The organism is Amycolatopsis sp. NPDC001319, assembly GCF_042896185.1.
In the GTDB taxonomy this organism is placed as follows: domain Bacteria; phylum Actinomycetota; class Actinomycetes; order Mycobacteriales; family Pseudonocardiaceae; genus Amycolatopsis.
On sequence record NZ_JBIAWY010000009.1, the window covers coordinates 21,871 to 36,560 of the forward strand.

Annotated in this window: 12 protein-coding genes and 1 pseudogene; 8 read left to right on the forward strand and 5 right to left on the reverse strand. The window is 71.9% G+C overall.

From position 1 onward, the window contains the following. Position 1: 1 nt before the first annotated feature. Positions 2 to 1,444, reverse strand: a complete 1,443-nt coding sequence (locus ACFY1H_RS31080) for a S8 family serine peptidase (protein ID WP_386952236.1) — start codon at positions 1,442 to 1,444, stop codon at positions 2 to 4. A 507-nt stretch (positions 1,445 to 1,951) separates the two neighbouring features. On the opposite strand from ACFY1H_RS31080, the gene ACFY1H_RS31085 reads away from it, so the two are divergent. The 5 genes from ACFY1H_RS31085 to proB all read left to right on the forward strand — a co-directional run bounded on the left by ACFY1H_RS31085 (position 1,952) and on the right by proB (position 8,593). Continuing rightward, the gene (locus ACFY1H_RS31085; protein ID WP_366583878.1) at positions 1,952 to 5,059 is read left to right on the forward strand and encodes a translation initiation factor IF-2 N-terminal domain-containing protein; all 3,108 of its coding nucleotides are present in this window, start codon (positions 1,952 to 1,954) and stop codon (positions 5,057 to 5,059) included. Between the two features lie 180 nt (positions 5,060 to 5,239). Next, positions 5,240 to 5,554, forward strand: coding sequence for a 50S ribosomal protein L21 (gene rplU / locus ACFY1H_RS31090; protein WP_009081084.1), 315 nt, complete (start codon positions 5,240 to 5,242; stop codon positions 5,552 to 5,554). Positions 5,555 to 5,595: 41 nt separating this feature from the next. After that, entirely contained in the window at positions 5,596 to 5,862 is a 267-nt protein-coding gene (gene rpmA / locus ACFY1H_RS31095; protein ID WP_220242880.1) for a 50S ribosomal protein L27, read from the forward strand. Positions 5,863 to 5,978: 116 nt separating this feature from the next. After that, positions 5,979 to 7,490 carry a GTPase ObgE gene (gene obgE / locus ACFY1H_RS31100; RefSeq protein ID WP_386952242.1) on the forward strand — a complete coding sequence of 504 codons (1,512 nt, stop codon included), beginning with the start codon at positions 5,979 to 5,981 and terminating at the stop codon, positions 7,488 to 7,490. After that, positions 7,487 to 8,593, forward strand: a complete 1,107-nt coding sequence (gene proB / locus ACFY1H_RS31105) for a glutamate 5-kinase (RefSeq protein WP_366583876.1) — start codon at positions 7,487 to 7,489, stop codon at positions 8,591 to 8,593. The genes obgE and proB overlap by 4 nt, the downstream gene beginning before the upstream one ends. Positions 8,594 to 8,641: 48 nt before the next feature. Here the strand turns inward: proB and ACFY1H_RS31110 are convergent, their stop codons facing one another. Both ACFY1H_RS31110 and ACFY1H_RS31115 read right to left on the reverse strand, forming a co-directional pair. Further along, the gene (locus ACFY1H_RS31110) at positions 8,642 to 9,619 is read right to left on the reverse strand and encodes an aldo/keto reductase (protein WP_386952245.1); all 978 of its coding nucleotides are present in this window, start codon (positions 9,617 to 9,619) and stop codon (positions 8,642 to 8,644) included. 44 nt (positions 9,620 to 9,663) lie between these two features. Beyond that, on the reverse strand, positions 9,664 to 10,242 hold the full coding sequence (locus ACFY1H_RS31115; RefSeq protein ID WP_386952248.1) for a DJ-1/PfpI/YhbO family deglycase/protease: 579 nt from the start codon (positions 10,240 to 10,242) through the stop codon (positions 9,664 to 9,666). Positions 10,243 to 10,333: 91 nt separating this feature from the next. Between ACFY1H_RS31115 and ACFY1H_RS31120 the strand changes: the two genes are divergently transcribed. After that, on the forward strand, positions 10,334 to 10,897 hold the full coding sequence (locus ACFY1H_RS31120) for a TetR/AcrR family transcriptional regulator (RefSeq protein WP_386952250.1): 564 nt from the start codon (positions 10,334 to 10,336) through the stop codon (positions 10,895 to 10,897). A gap of 646 nt (positions 10,898 to 11,543) precedes the next feature. On the opposite strand, the gene ACFY1H_RS31125 is transcribed toward ACFY1H_RS31120, so the two are convergent. Continuing rightward, positions 11,544 to 12,260: an SDR family oxidoreductase gene (locus tag ACFY1H_RS31125; RefSeq protein WP_386952253.1), complete on the reverse strand. Its 717-nt coding sequence runs from the start codon at positions 12,258 to 12,260 to the stop codon at positions 11,544 to 11,546. A gap of 58 nt (positions 12,261 to 12,318) precedes the next feature. Between ACFY1H_RS31125 and ACFY1H_RS31130 the strand changes: the two genes are divergently transcribed. After that, positions 12,319 to 12,903 (forward strand): TetR/AcrR family transcriptional regulator, encoded by a 585-nt coding sequence (locus ACFY1H_RS31130; RefSeq protein ID WP_386952256.1) that lies wholly within the window; start codon positions 12,319 to 12,321, stop codon positions 12,901 to 12,903. Here ACFY1H_RS31130 and ACFY1H_RS31135 read toward each other — a convergent pair. Then, complete coding sequence (locus tag ACFY1H_RS31135) at positions 12,893 to 13,507, reverse strand: TetR/AcrR family transcriptional regulator (protein WP_386952259.1); 615 nt, start codon at positions 13,505 to 13,507, stop codon at positions 12,893 to 12,895. The two genes, ACFY1H_RS31130 and ACFY1H_RS31135, sit on opposite strands and share 11 nt — an antisense overlap. A gap of 90 nt (positions 13,508 to 13,597) precedes the next feature. Between ACFY1H_RS31135 and ACFY1H_RS31140 the strand changes: the two are divergent. Then, positions 13,598 to 14,548 (forward strand): annotated as a pseudogene (locus ACFY1H_RS31140) (FAD-dependent oxidoreductase); the annotation flags it as partial. Positions 14,549 to 14,690 lie beyond the last annotated feature (142 nt).

Genomic DNA, 14,690 nt, shown 5'->3' on the forward strand with positions numbered 1-14,690 from the left:
CCTACCGCGCGGGGTTCGGCGGACCCGTCTCCGGCGGGGCCACGGCGGCGAGCACGTCGACGAGGCCGTGGCCGTAGAAGCCGTTGTAGCTGTCGTAGCCGGCGCAGTAGGCGTCCTGGGCGCCGTCGCCGGTGAGGTCGTAGTCGTCGGGGCACGGCATGGGCGTGGCCCGCGTGTCCAGGGCGTGGCGCAGGTCCGCCGCCGACATGCCGGGGTGCGCCGACTTCAGCAGCGCCAGCACGCCCGCCACGTGGGGCGCGGCCATCGAGGTGCCGCACAGCGGCGCGTAGCCCCCGGGCACGGTCGACACCACGCAGCGCCCGGCCTCGCCACCCGGGGCAGTGACATCCACCACACCGAGGCCGTACGAGCTGTAGCCGGCCTTCACGCGGTCCGCGCCCACGGCCGACACCGCCACCACGTCACGCAGGCCGGCCGGCAGCGCTTCGCACTTCGTGGCCCCCGCCGTCCGCACGCCCGAGTGGGCCGACGGCGTCAGGTCCACGGCCTCGTTGGTCGCCGCCGCGACGTTCAGCGTCCCGGCCGAAGTGGCGTACTCCACCGCGCGCGCCAGCACCTCGTGGACGACGCCGCGGTCGTCGCCGCGCACGCACGACAGCGACCACGGGTTCACGAACCAGCTGCTGTTGGTCACGGGCAGGTGGTGCGCCGCCGACCACATCAGCCCGCACACCGCGGCCTCGGGATCGGCGTAGCCGCGGTCGTCGATCACCTTCACCGACGCGATCCGCACGCCGGGCGCGACGCCCGTCACGCCCTTGCCGTCGTCGGCCGCGGCGATGATGCCGGCTACGTGGGTGCCGTGCACCGAGGTTGTCGGCTGCCAGGCCGCCGGCCGCGGGTCGGCGACGCCGGTGAGGCAGCCGGCGGAGTCGGCGGGGTCCATCGCGGCGGCGAGATCGGGGTGGTCCGGGTCGACGCCGGAGTCGAGCACGCCGACCACCACGTCACGGCTGCCTTCGCTGACCTGGTGCGCGGTGGGCGCGCCCACCATCTTCATGTCCCACTGCTCACCCGACAGGTCGGCCGTCGACACCTGCGCCGGGTCGCTCAGGTGCAGCTCGGCCCGCGCGGGCTGCGGCGGCACGGCGTCGCCGCTCGCGCGCTGCGCCGCGAGCCGGGTGCCCTGCGCGCTGAACGCGCGGTCCAGCCCGATGTGCGACCCGAAGTCCGGATCGTTGGAAGTGACGACGCCGACCGCGATCTGCGGGTAGTACCCGGACGAGTGACCGCAGGCGGCTTCGACCTGCTCGCGTGCGGAGTCTTCGGAGGTGCCCCGGTCGAAGGCGACGACGTAGCGCAGGGTCCGCCCGGACGGGTGGCAGCTCGGCGCGTCCGCGCTCGCCGGCCCGGCGGCGAGGCACCCGCAGAGCACCGCGACGAGGCACACGGCCGCGCGCAGTGGCCGCGCCAGCAGGGACACCGGACCTCCTACCGAATGCAGGAAACGCCGGGCACCCGCGCGCACGCGTGCCCGAGCCGCACGGTAACCAGGCTCGCGCGGCGGGACAAGCGGAACCGCCGAGTTCGCCCCGCGACGGCACGCCCGGGTGGCTGCGCAAGGCACCGACTACACCGGGTGCACCCCCGGGTGTGGGATACTCACGTCGACCGCCTCGACGACGGGCATCCTGCCTGCGTCGGGAGTGGTCCGGAGGAGTGCCGGACCGGCACCACTCGCGTCGCCCCCGGGAGGCCGGGCAGCTCGACGTGGTGGGGCTGGCCCGCGAGGGGTCGGAGCCAGGCCGGCGCGCCGCCGAGGAGACCTGACCGTGCCCGGTTCGCCGAACCCGGTGGACCGCACGGTTTGCCACGCAAGGATTCCCGCCGCTGGTCACCACCACGGCGGGCACGGAACAGAAAGGGCCCCTGCGCGGCCGCGTCGTGACCGGTGAGAACCGGCAGACGCGCCCGGGGGCGGAGGAGACACATGTCGAACGCGGAAACACCCGCCGATCAGACCGGCGGGAATACCGCCGCACCCGTGACCAGTCAGTTGGGGGAGCTGCCGCCGCGCATTCGCGTGCACGCGCTGGCCAAGCTGCTGGGCTCCAGCAGCCGCGACCTGCTCGCCAAGCTGGCCGAGCTGGGCGAGAGCCCCCGCAGCGCTCAGTCGAGCGTGACGCGCGAGGTCGCGTTCAAGGTGGCCGAGGCGCTCGCCCCGGCCGAGAGCGCGCCCGAGGTCACCGCGGCCACCGAGAGCACCGCGACCCCTGAGGTCGCCAAGGCCGCCGAGGTCGCCGAGGTCGCCGAGGTCACTGAGCAGCCGGCTCAGCCCGAACCCGTCCTGGCCGAAAGCACCGAAAGCACCAAGACCGCCGAGGCCCCCGAGGTCGCGGAGCAGCCCGCCGAAGAGCAGGCCGCCCGCGAGCCGCGCCGCCGCGTCCGCCGGGCCGCCGTGCCCGCGGTCGTGGTGAGCGACCCGCCCGCGGAGGTCGAGGCCGAGGAGCCGGCCCAGGCCAAGCGCCCGGTGCACGTGCCGGTGTTCGCCGCGCCGTCGCCGGTCTTCCTGCCGCCGGAGCCCGAGCCCGCCGGCGAGCGGCCCGCCCGCAGCCGGCCCGAGCCGGTGTTCGGCGTCGGCCCGAAGCCGGTCACCGAAGAGGCCCCGGCCGAGGACGAGCAGGCCGAGGACACCACGGGCGAGGACACCGACGACCGCTCCGAGGACGACGAGGACGGTGCGGCCGGCCGTCGCCGGCGTCGTCGCGGCCGTCGTGGCCGCGGCCGGGGCAAGGGCGGCGACGAGGGCGGCGCCGAAGACGACGAAGCCACCGACGAGCCGGACCGCAAGCGCGGCTCGGCGAAGCAGGACGACAAGCAGGCCGACAAGCCGGAAAAGCAGGCCGACAAGGCCGACAAGGCCGAGCCCGAGCAGGGCGAGCAGACCGAGTCCGAGGACTCGTCCGGCGAAGCCGAGGCCGACGGCGACTCCGACGGTGAGGGCGGCAGCCGCCGCCGGCGCCGTCGCCGCCGTCGCAAGGGCGGGGACGACGACGGGTCCGACGCGACCACCGACGACCCGCCCAACACCGTCACCCACGTGCGCCAGGCCAAGGCGGAGCAGCCCGAGCGCCCGGCGCGCGACGAGGTGCGCAGCGTCCGCGGCTCCACGCGCCTGGAGGCCAAGCGCCAGCGCCGCCGCGACGGCCGCGAGGCCGGCCGCCGCCGTGCCCCGATCCTGTCGGAGGCCGAGTTCCTCGCCCGCCGCGAGTCGGTGGAGCGCACGATGGTCGTCGCCGAGAAGGGCGACTCCACGCAGATCGCCGTGCTCGAGGACGGCGTGCTCGTGGAGCACTTCGTCACCTCGGCCGGCACCGGCTCGATCGTGGGCAACGTCTACCTCGGCCGCGTGCAGAACGTGCTGCCGAGCATGGAGGCCGCGTTCATCGACATCGGCCGCGGCCGCAACGCCGTGCTCTACGCCGGCGAGGTCGACTGGGACGCCGCCGGCCTGGAGGGCAAGGCCCGCAAGATCGAGCAGGCCCTGTCCACCGGCGACAGCGTGCTCGTGCAGGTCACGAAGGACCCGGTCGGGCACAAGGGCGCCCGGCTGACCACGCAGATCTCGCTGCCCGGCCGCTTCCTGGTCTACGTGCCGGCCGGCGGGGCCACGGGCATCTCGCGCAAGCTGCCGGAGAACGAGCGGCGCCGCCTCAAGGACATCCTCAAGCGGATCGTCCCCGAGGACGCGGGCGTGATCATCCGCACCGCGTCGGAGGGCATCGCCGAGGAGGAGCTCGACCGCGACGTCCGGCGCCTCAAGGTGCAGTGGGACGTCATCAAGGAGAAGGCCGACGCGGGTGCCGCCAAGAAGGGCGGCGCGCCGACCATGCTCTACGAGGAGCCCGACCTGCTGGTGAAGGTCGTGCGCGACCTGTTCACCGAGGACTTCGCCAAGCTCGAGGTCCAGGGCGGCAAGTCCTTCGACACGATCCACTCGTACGTGGAGCACGTGGCCCCGGACCTGGCCGACCGCCTCAAGCGCTACACCGGCACCGGCGACGTGTTCGCCGACCACCGGATCGACGAGCAGATCACGAAGGCGCTCGACCGCAAGGTCTGGCTGCCCTCGGGTGGTTACCTCGTCATCGACCGCACCGAGGCGATGACGGTGATCGACGTCAACACCGGCAAGTTCACCGGCTCGGGCGGCAACCTCGAGGAGACGGTGACGCGCAACAACCTGGAGTCGGCGGAGGAGATCGTCCGCCAGCTGCGGCTGCGCGACATCGGCGGCATCATCGTGATCGACTTCATCGACATGGTGCTCGAGTCCAACCGCGAGCTGGTGCTGCGCCGCCTCACCGAGTGCCTGGGCCGCGACCGCACGCGGCACCAGGTCGCCGAGGTCACGTCGCTGGGTCTCGTGCAGATGACCCGCAAGAAGATCGGCACGGGCCTGCTCGAGGCGTTCTCCACGCCGTGTGAGCACTGCAAGGGCCGTGGGGTCATCGTGTCCACCGAGCCGCAGCGCACCGGCGGTGGCGGCAACGGCAACGGCAACAACGGCCACAACCACGGCAACGGCGGTGGCGGGGACACCAAGAGCTCCCGGCGCTCGCGCGGCCGCGGCAAGGGCGACGAGCAGCAGGCCGAGCACATCAAGGTCGTGGAGCCGGTCCCGGCGCCCACGCCCGAGCAGCGCGAGTCCGTGGTGTCGGCCGTGCAGGCGATGGTGAACGCGTCGAAGGCGGCGTCCCACAAGGGCGAGCACGAGCACGAGCCGCACGTCGAGGACGAGCCGAAGCCGCTGGCCGAGGCCGTGAAGACGGTGGAGACGGCGCAGGAGACGGCGGCTCCGGCCGTCGAGGAAGCGGCTCAGCCGGCTGAGACGGCTGAGAAGACCGAGGTTCCCGAGGTTGCCGAGACCGCTGAGGCGGCCGCGTCGACTGTGCCGGCTGTGCCGGATTCGGGGACTTCGGAGACCGAATCCGAGGTCGACGTGCCGGCTCCGGCCACGCGGCCCACCCGGCGCCGGTCGCGCCGGGCGGCGTCGCGCCCGGCGGGTCCGCCGGTGCACGCCTCGGAGCAGAGCTGAAAGACCACGTAGGGGACCCCGGTGTCCATCCACCGGGGAACCTCACGTAACCTGTAGTACGGCCTGCCACCAGAGCAGGCCGCTGCGCGAGCACTTGGACCGCCTCCGGGCGGGCCGTCCGCGCCAGCCCCCACCCGATTGCCTAGTAGTTACAGGGCCGAGTTAATGCAGGAGACTTCCGTGTCGGCGTACGCGATCGTCAAGACCGGCGGCAAGCAGTACAAGGTGGCCGTCGGCGACGTCGTCGAGGTCGAGAAGCTCGAGGGCGAGCCGGGCACCGAGCACACCTTCCCCGCCGTGCTGTTCGTGGACGGTGGCGAGGTCACCACGGACGCCGACGCGTTGGCGAAGGTCTCGGTCACCGGCAAGGTCGTGGAGCAGACCAAGGGTCCGAAGATCCGGATCCACAAGTTCAAGAACAAGACCGGCTACCACAAGCGCCAGGGTCACCGGCAGAAGCTGACCCGCGTCGAGGTCACCGGTATCTCCAAGTAGTTCTTCGGATCTTCGTAGTCTTTCAGAAAGAGGCTTGAGCGATGGCTCACAAGAAGGGTGCGTCCAGCTCCCGCAACGGTCGCGACTCCAACGCCCAGCGACTGGGCGTGAAGCGCTACGGCGGCCAGGAGGTGAACGCCGGCGAGATCCTGATCCGTCAGCGTGGCACCAAGTTCCACCCCGGCGTGAACGTCGGCCGTGGCGGCGACGACACGCTGTTCGCGCTCGCCGCCGGTGCGGTCGAGTTCGGCACCAAGCGTGGCCGCAAGACGGTCAACATCGTGCCTTCGGTCGCCGCTGAAGCCTGATCTTCAGGTTTTCTGCACCACGACTTTCCGACGAGGGGTGGAGCCGGAATATCCGGCACCACCCCTCGTTTGTGTTGTCTGACAGTTTTTCTTCGCGAGTGAAGTGAGGCAGTGCCATGGCGTCCCGGTTCGTGGACCGCGCGGTGATCCACCTGACCGCCGGTGACGGGGGCAACGGCTGTGCCTCCGTGCACCGCGAAAAGTTCAAGCCCCTGGGCGGCCCGGACGGCGGCAACGGCGGCAACGGCGGCGACGTCACGCTCGTCGTCGACCCCAACGTGCACACCCTGCTCGACTTCCACTTCCGCCCCCACGCCAAAGCGGGCAGCGGCAAGATGGGCATGGGCAGCAACCGCAACGGCGCCGCCGGCGAACCGCTGGAGATGCGCGTGCCGTCCGGCACCGTCGTCTTCACGGAGGACGGCGAGCTCGTGGCCGACCTCGTGTCGCCCGGCACCACGTTCATCGCGGCCCAGGGCGGCCGCGGCGGCCTGGGTAACGCGGCGCTGGCGTCGAAGGCCCGCAAGGCCCCCGGCTTCGCGCTGCTGGGCGAGCCCGGCGAGTCGCGCAACCTGGTGCTGGAGCTGCGTTCGGTCGCCGACGTCGGCCTGCTCGGCTTCCCGAGCGCGGGCAAGTCGTCGCTGATCTCCGTGCTCTCGGCCGCGAAGCCGAAGATCGCCGACTACCCGTTCACCACGCTCGTGCCGAACCTCGGCGTGATCACCGCCGGCTCCACCGTGTTCACGATGGCCGACGTACCGGGCCTGATCCCGGGCGCGTCGGAGGGCAAGGGCCTGGGGCTGGACTTCCTGCGCCACATCGAGCGGTGCGCCGTGCTGGTGCACGTGGTCGACTGCGCGACGCTGGAGCCCGGCCGCGACCCGGTGTCCGATGTGGACGCTCTGGAAGCGGAGCTCGCGAAGTACACCCCGGGCCTGGGCGGCAAGCTCGACGAGCGCCCCCGCGTGGTGGTCCTGAACAAGATCGACGTGCCGGAGGCGGCCGAGCTGGCGGAGTTCGTGCGGCCCGAGTTCGAGGCCCGCGGCCTGCAGGTGTTCGAGGTCTCGACGGCTTCGCGCAAGGGCCTGCGGGAGCTCACGTTCGCGCTGGCGAAGGTCGTGGAGGAGTACCGCGAGGCGCAGCCGGTGCTGGAGCAGCAGCGGATCGTGCTGCACCCGCTGGCCGTCGACGACAGCGGCTTCACCGTCTCGGCCGACCCGGAGGAAGACGGCGCGTTCATCGTCCGCGGTACGCGCCCCGAGCGCTGGATCCGGCAGACGAACTTCGCCAACGACGAGGCCGTCGGCTACCTCGCCGACCGGCTCAACCGGCTCGGTGTCGAAGACGCGCTCGCGAAGAAGGGTGCGAAGCCGGGCAGCCCGGTCACGATCGGCGACGTGCAGTTCGAGTGGGAGCCGTCGTCGCCCAGCGTCGCGGTGCACCTGTCCGGGCGCGGCACGGACGTGCGACTGGAGAAGAGCGACCGCGTCGGTGCCGCGGAGCGCAAGGAAGCCCGGCGGATCCGTCGCGACGGGACCGGCGAGGACGAGCCGTTGTCCGGCGCGGACTCCGACGACGGCGGCGTCGCGGACGATTTCGATGACGATCTGGAGGAACTGGACCGGTGAGCGGCACGCGCGTCGAGATCGCCGAAGCCCGCAGGCTCGTCGTCAAAGTCGGTTCGTCGGCGCTGACGACCGCCGGCAGCGGCCTGGACGTCAAGCGGCTCGACGCGCTGGTCGACGCCATCGCGGCGCGCGTGGCCCGCGACTGCCAGATCGTGCTCGTGTCCTCGGGCGCGATCGGCGCGGGGCTGGCGCCGCTGTCGCTGGGCAAGCGCCCGCGTGACCTGGCCACGAAGCAGGCGGCGGCGAGCGTGGGCCAGCTCGCGCTGGCCCACGCGTACGCGGAGTCGTTCGGCCGGTACTCGCTCACCGTCGGCCAGGTCCTGCTGACGTCCGACGACGTGGTGCGCCGCGCGCACTACCGCAACGCGCAGCGCACGTTCTCCCGACTGCTCGCGCTCGGCGCCGTGCCCGTGGTGAACGAGAACGATACCGTAGCCACACAGGAAATCCGCTTCGGCGACAACGACCGCCTCGCGGCCCTCGTCGCCCACCTCATCGGTGCCGACGCGCTGATCCTGCTGTCCGATGTGGACGGTCTCTACGACGGCGACCCCCGCGACGGCGCCACCCGCAAGATCGCCGAGGTGATCAGCGAGTCCGATGTGGAGGGCATCTCCGTCGGCATGTCGTCCTCGGGCCTGGGCACGGGCGGCATGGTCTCGAAGCTCGCGGCCGCCCGCACGGCCGCAGGCGCCGGCATCCCCGTGCTGCTCGCCGCCGCGGTCGACGCCGCGGGCGCCCTCGGCGCGGCCGACGTCGGCACGGTCTTCGCCCCGGCTGACACCCGCCTGTCCGCGCGCCGTTTCTGGCTCGGTTACGCCGCCGACTCGTCCGGCCGCCTCCGGCTCGACGACGGTGCCGTGGCCGCGATCCTGCGCCGCCGTTCGCTGCTGGCGGCCGGCATCACCGGCGTGATCGGCAAGTTCGAGGCGGGCGACGTCGTGGACCTCGTCGACGCCAAGGACGTCCCGGTCGCGCGTGGCGTGGTGGCGTTCGACGCGAGCGAGCTGCCGGACCTGATCGGCCGGTCGAGCCACGAGGTTCCCGTGGAGCACCGCCGTGAGGTCGTCCACGCGGACGATCTCGTGCCGCTGCGTCGTTGATTTCCGCGGCCCGGTGTCACCGCGTTTTCCGGCGGCACCGGGCCGCCTTCAGCCGTTCGTCTTCGCCAGTCCGTCGGGCGTGTCGCGATCTCCCGCCACCGCTGTGCGCGGCACGGCGGCTTCGAGCCGGGCGAGATCGGCTTCGCTGAGCGACACGTCCGCGGCGGCGGCGTTCTCGGCGAGGTACTTCCGGCGTTTGGTGCCCGGGATCGGCACGACGTCGTGGCGCATCACCCAGGCCAGCGCGACCTGGCCGGGCGCCACGCCCTTTTCCTCGGCGAGCTCGCGAACCCGGTCCACCAGCACGAGGTTGGCCGCGATGTTCTCCGGCGAGAACCGCGGGAGCCCGCGCCGCGCGTCGCCGGGGGCGAGGTCGTCGACGCTGCGGATCGTGCCGGACAGGAAGCCGCGGCCGAGCGGGGAGAAGGCTACGAAGCCGATGCCCAGCTCGTCGACGACGGCCTTCACACCGTTGGTCAGGGCCTCCTGGCTGAACAGGGAGAACTCCGACTGCAGCGCGGTGATCGGGTGCACCGCGTGGGCGCGGCGGATCGTCGCTGGCGCCGCCTCGGACAGCCCGAGGTAGCGCACCTTGCCCTCCTGCACGAGCGCGGCCATGCCACCGACGGTGTCCTCGATCGGCGTCGCCGGGTCGACCCGGTGCAGGTACAGCAGGTCGATGCGGTCGGTCCCGAGGTGGCGAAGGGACCGTTCGACGGCCTTGCGGGCGTACCGGGGGCTCCCGTTCGGGCCGTGGAAAGTGCCGTCGTCGTCGATCTCGGTGGCGAACTTGGTCGCGAGCACGAGCTCGTCGCGCCGGTGCCCGAGGGCGCGGTGGATCAGCTTCTCGTTTTCGAACGGGCCGTACGCCTCCGCGGTGTCGATCAGCGTGATCCCGAGGTCGGCGGCGTGGCGGAGCGTGGCGATCGACTCCTCGTCGTCGCGCTCCCCGTAGAACGCGCTCATCCCCATCGCGCCGAACCCCTCGGCCGAGACTTCCAGACCGCCGAGTTTCCTCATCCGCATGGGCTTCGCTCCTGTTCGCTCACTGTCCTCAATGTACGGTCCGGTCACTGCGCGCGCAGCCGCTCGATGATCACGGCCAGCTCCCGCGGCAGGTCGCCGGGGCGCCGGGAGGTGACGATGTGGCCGTCGGTGACCACCGGCTCGTCGACGTAGGTCCCGCCGGCTTCGGCGATGTCGCTCTCGACGTGGTGGAAGCCCGTCATGGTGCGGCCGTCCGCCAGGCCTGCCTTGGCGAGGACCCGCGGGCCGTGGCACACCGAGCCGATCGGCTTGTCGCGCTCCGCGAAGGTGCGCACGAACTCCACGGCGGCGTCGTTCGCCGCGAGTTCCTCGGGCGCGAGCCCGCCGGGCACGTACAGCGCGTCGTACGCCTTCGGGTCGGCGTCGGCGAGGGGGAGCGTGTCCTGCAGGGTGGTGCCGCGGTAGCCGGTGAGCAGGCCGCCGGCCGGGGTGATCACGTCGACGTCGTAGCCCTCCTCGACGAAGCGGTAGTAGGGGTAGAAGAACTCGACGTCCTCGACCTGGTCGGCGGTCAGGATCGCGACCCGGCCTGTTTTTCGCTGCGCCATCGGAACGGGCTTGCGGTTGTCGACTCCGGGAACGGCCGTCGCACGCGTCGTCATGTCTGAACTCCAAACCGAACGAACTGGATGGTTCGGTATCGACTATAGCACCGAAAGAACCAGATGGTTCGGAACGCTCTATGCTGGCGGGATGCCACGCGACGCGTCGGAGACCAAACGCCGGGTCCTGGAGGCCGCCTACCGCGAGTTCGCCGCGTACGGCCTGGCCGGCGCCCGGGTCGACCGCATCGCCGCGAACGCCGAGGCCAACAAACGCGCCATCTACGACTACTTCGGCTCCAAGGAGGAGCTGTTCGACACCGTCGTCGTCGAACGGCTCCTGACGGGCATGGAAACCGTCCCCGAAACCTGGGACGACCTGGCCCGCTTCGCCGGCGCGGTGTTCGACTACTACGCCTCCGACCCCGACCGCGCCCGCCTCACCCTCTGGCGGCAGCTGGAACGCCCGGAACCCACCACCCGCGAACTGGAGTCCTTCGGCGCCAAACTCGCCGAGATGCGCGCCGCCCGCCCCACCGACGAGGCCATCGACACCGCCGACCTCTACGCCCTCGTCTGGGCCCTCCACCACACGGCGATCCTGTACCCCAGTGCCCTGCGCCCGGGCTCCACCACGGACCGCGCACGGCTGCGTTCCGCCGTCGTGGCCGCGGTGGGCCGCCTGAGCCTTCCCTGGCGCGACCCGTTGGACTGACGGCACTGCTTCGGGCGGCCGACGTCGGGGCAGGGCCTCGCCGGTCTCCGGCGCTCGGTCGGCGGCCGCACGCCACGGTGGGCGGGCTGAGTATTGGCGCGGGCCGCCGGGCTGGCGGCGCTGCTCCGGCTGGTCGACGTTCGGCGAGGTTCGCCACGCAAGTGGCCTTCTCGTTTGCGTGGCTGGAGGCCGATGGTGCCGAGCCTGGGTGGCTGTCATGGCCGTGGTGGGCCGCTGAGGGTTGGCGCGAGATGCGAGCCGACGGCGCCAGTCGGGTCGCATCGGCGGGCGTTCGCGCGAGGGTCTTTCCAAATGGCCGAGCTTCCCGTTGATCGCTGGAGATCTCCGGCGCGAGCGGGGCCGCCGCGGGGCGGCTGAGCGCGCCTTGGCGGGGGAGTCAGAACTGACGGCGGCAGTCGGTGCGATCAGCGAGTGGCTGGGCGGGCCCGTTGCGTTGCGGGGTCTCCGGCGCTGAGCAGGTGTGGCTCCGGGCCGCTGCTGGCCGAGCGAGCGTGCCGCGGGAGCCCGCTCATAGGCGAACTGAGCGCGCCGCTCTCGGAGGTCGAGCGCCGCGACTGTCCGGCGGCCGAAACCCGTGCCACAGCGGGACTTGAGCCGGGATCACGGCCCAAGTCCCGCAGGGGCGTCAGAGCGTGATCAAGCGCGCGCCGCCGTCGGTTTCCAGGACGGTGCCGGTCGTGGTCGGGTTGGTGGCGGCGAAGACCACGGCGTCGGCGACGTCGTCGGCGGACGCGACCTGCCGCGTGGGCAGGGCGGAGGCGACCTGCGCGAAGTAGGCCGCGCGTTGGTCGGCTGGGAAGGAGCTCCACCAAGCCGTGTCGACCACGCCGGGTGAAACGGCGTTGACGCGGATCGGTGCCAGTTCCGCGGCCAGGGGTTTGATCGCGGCCTCCAGGGCGCCGTTGATCGCCGCCAGGCCGGTGGTGCCCGGCATGCCGGTGCGGGCGCTGATGGCGGTGACCAGGGTGATCGACCCCGTCGGCGCGAGTCTCGGCAGTACGGCCTGGATGGTGGTGAGGTGCGCCCAGAACTTCGCGTCGAAGGCGCGCCGCAGCATGCCCAGGTCGAGGTCCGCGATCGGGCCCATTCCTTCGCTGCCGCTGAGGCTGACGACGAGGGCGTCGATCTGCCCGATCGTCTCGGCGAGCGTGGCCATGGCGGCCGCGTCGCCGCCGTCGGCCTGGTGGCCGGTGAGGCCGGGGTCGCCGGCCGCCAGGTCGTCGAGCCGCTCTTTGCCGCGGCCGGTGACGTGGACGTCGAACCCGCGTGCGTGCAGCTTGCGCGCGGTCGCGAGCCCGATGCCCGAAGTGCCCCCAGCGACGAGGGCCTTGTGGATGCTCATGTGGTCTCCTATTTCGAACCGTGACGTCTCGTCTCGAATTACGCTACCATCGGTTCCCGTGACCGACCAGCCCCTCGGCAGCCGCCCCGGCCGCAAGCGCAGCGCCGCCAGCCGCGACGCGATCCTCGTTGCGACCTTGGAACTCATCGCGGAAGTCGGGTACGCCGGCCTGACCATCGAAGGCATCGCGGCGCGCTCCGGCTCGGGCAAGCAGACCGTCTACCGGTGGTGGCCGTCCAAAGCGGACGTGCTCATGGAGGCGCTCGCGACCAAGGCCGACCTGATCGTGCCGGTGCCCGACCACGGTGACCTCGCGGCGGACCTGCGCGAGTTCCTGCGTGACACGTTCGCGCTCGGCGGCAAGCAGACCGTCGCCGACACGCTGCGCGCGCTGATGGCGCAGGCGCAGGTGGACCCCGCGTTCGGCGACCGCTTCCGCGAAGACTTCCTGCTGCGCCGCCGCGAGGTGCTGGGCCGGATCGTCGACCGCGCGGCCGCGCGGGGCGAGCTCCCCGCCGGTGTCTCCCGCGAAACCTTGATCGACGTCGTGTTCGGCACCCTCTGGTACCGCCTGCTCGCCACTCGCACGGCGGTGGGCCCCGAGCTGGCCGACGAGCTGGTGGCCCTGATCGTCAGGGCTTGAGCGCCCGCACGATCCGGGCCAGCTGCTCCGCGTAGCCCTCGGCGAACTCCGCCGAGCCCGGGTCCTGGCCGGTGAGCGCGCGGGCCACGCGCGGGAATGCCAGCGACGCGCTGGCCGCGGCCATCAGCACGAGCATGAGCGCCGCCGGATCGACGTCGTCCGGGAAGTCGCCGGCCTCCTGACGTGCGCGGACGTAGCCGAGCTGGCGCTGCAGGAACTCGCGCTGGGCTTCGACGCCGACCGCGTCCGGCTCGCCGTCGGTGAGGTTCTCCCAGAGGAACAGGCGGCCGAGGTCGGCGTCGGCGAGACCCGAGCGCACGAACTCGGCGGCGACGTCCGCGAGCTCGCGATCCGGCGCGGTGATCGTGGTGAAGCCGTCGAACACCGGGCGGTTCAGCTCGGTGTACAGGCCTTCCTTGCCGCCGAAGTAGTACGAGATCAGCTGCTTGTTCACACCCGCCCGCGCGGCGATCTCGCCCACGCGCGCCGCGGCGTAGCCCTTGCTGCCGAACTCCGCTTTGGCCGCCTCGAGGATGCGCGCCTTCGTGCGCTCGGGGTCGCGCTGACGTTCACGCGGCGCACGGCGGGGGCTGTTCTCGGGCACGGGATCAGCCTAGTCGATGACTCAATCATCCTCACAGTTGACTTAATCAACCGTACGGATAATTATGGAGTGATCCGAGAGGGGAAGACCATGAACTTGCGAGTTGCCGTCGTCGGCGGCGGGACGGGTGGCCTGTGCCTGGCCCACGGCCTGGTGCGGGCCGGCGTCGAGGTGGCCGTGTACGAACGCAGCCGCACGCGGACCGAGCGGCTGCAGGGTTACCGCGTGCACATCGATCCGCACGGGGCGGCCGCGTTGCACGAGTGCCTGCCGCCCGCCGCGTGGCAGAGATTCCTTGCGGCGACGGGGGAAAGCGCCCACGAGTTCGCCTTCGTCACGGAGCAGCTGCGCGAGCTCGCGGTGATGCGCGAACCCGCCGCCGCGGATCCGGCCGCCGCGCACCACTCCGTGAGCCGGATTTCGCTGCACCAGGTGCTGTCGACCGGACTCGACGGAATCCTGTGGCACGACAAGGAGTTCGTGCGGTACGAGACCGGGCCTAAGGCCGTGACGCTGCACTTCGCCGACGGCACCACGGCCGAGGCCGACCTGGTGATCGGCGCGGACGGCGCGAGCTCGCGCGTCCGCGCCCAGCTCCTGCCGCATGCGCGACGGGTCGACACCGGCATCGTCACGATCGTGGGCAAGACCCCGGTTTCCGAGGCGGCAGAACGGTTCAAGGCCGGACCGGTCTACGTCGTGGGGCCGCCCGGGTGCGGCTTGTTCACGGCGCCGCACCTGTTCCCCGAGGCCGCGGTCAACGACGAGACGGCCGAGGTGGACCCCGTGCTGTTCGACAACACCGGCAGCTACGTGATGTGGGCGTACGGCTCCCGCCGTCTGTCCACATCGGACGAAAGCTTGCGCGACACGGCGCTGTCCGAGGTCCGGGGCTGGCATCCCGACCTGGTCCGCCTGGTCGAGAACTCACCCGACGCGTCCGTGAGCCGGCTGCCGATCCTCACGTCGCTGCCGGTCAAGCCGTGGGAGCCGGGCCCGGTGACGTTGCTCGGCGACGCGGTGCACAGCATGACGCCGTTCCGCGGCATCGGGGCCAACACAGCGTTGCGTGACGCGCAGTTGTTGTGCCGCAAGCTTTTCGCGGGCGATGACGTGCGCGTGGCCGTGGGGAGTACGAGCGCGAGATGCGGAAGTACGGATTCAAGGCGGTGCGCACGTCGGC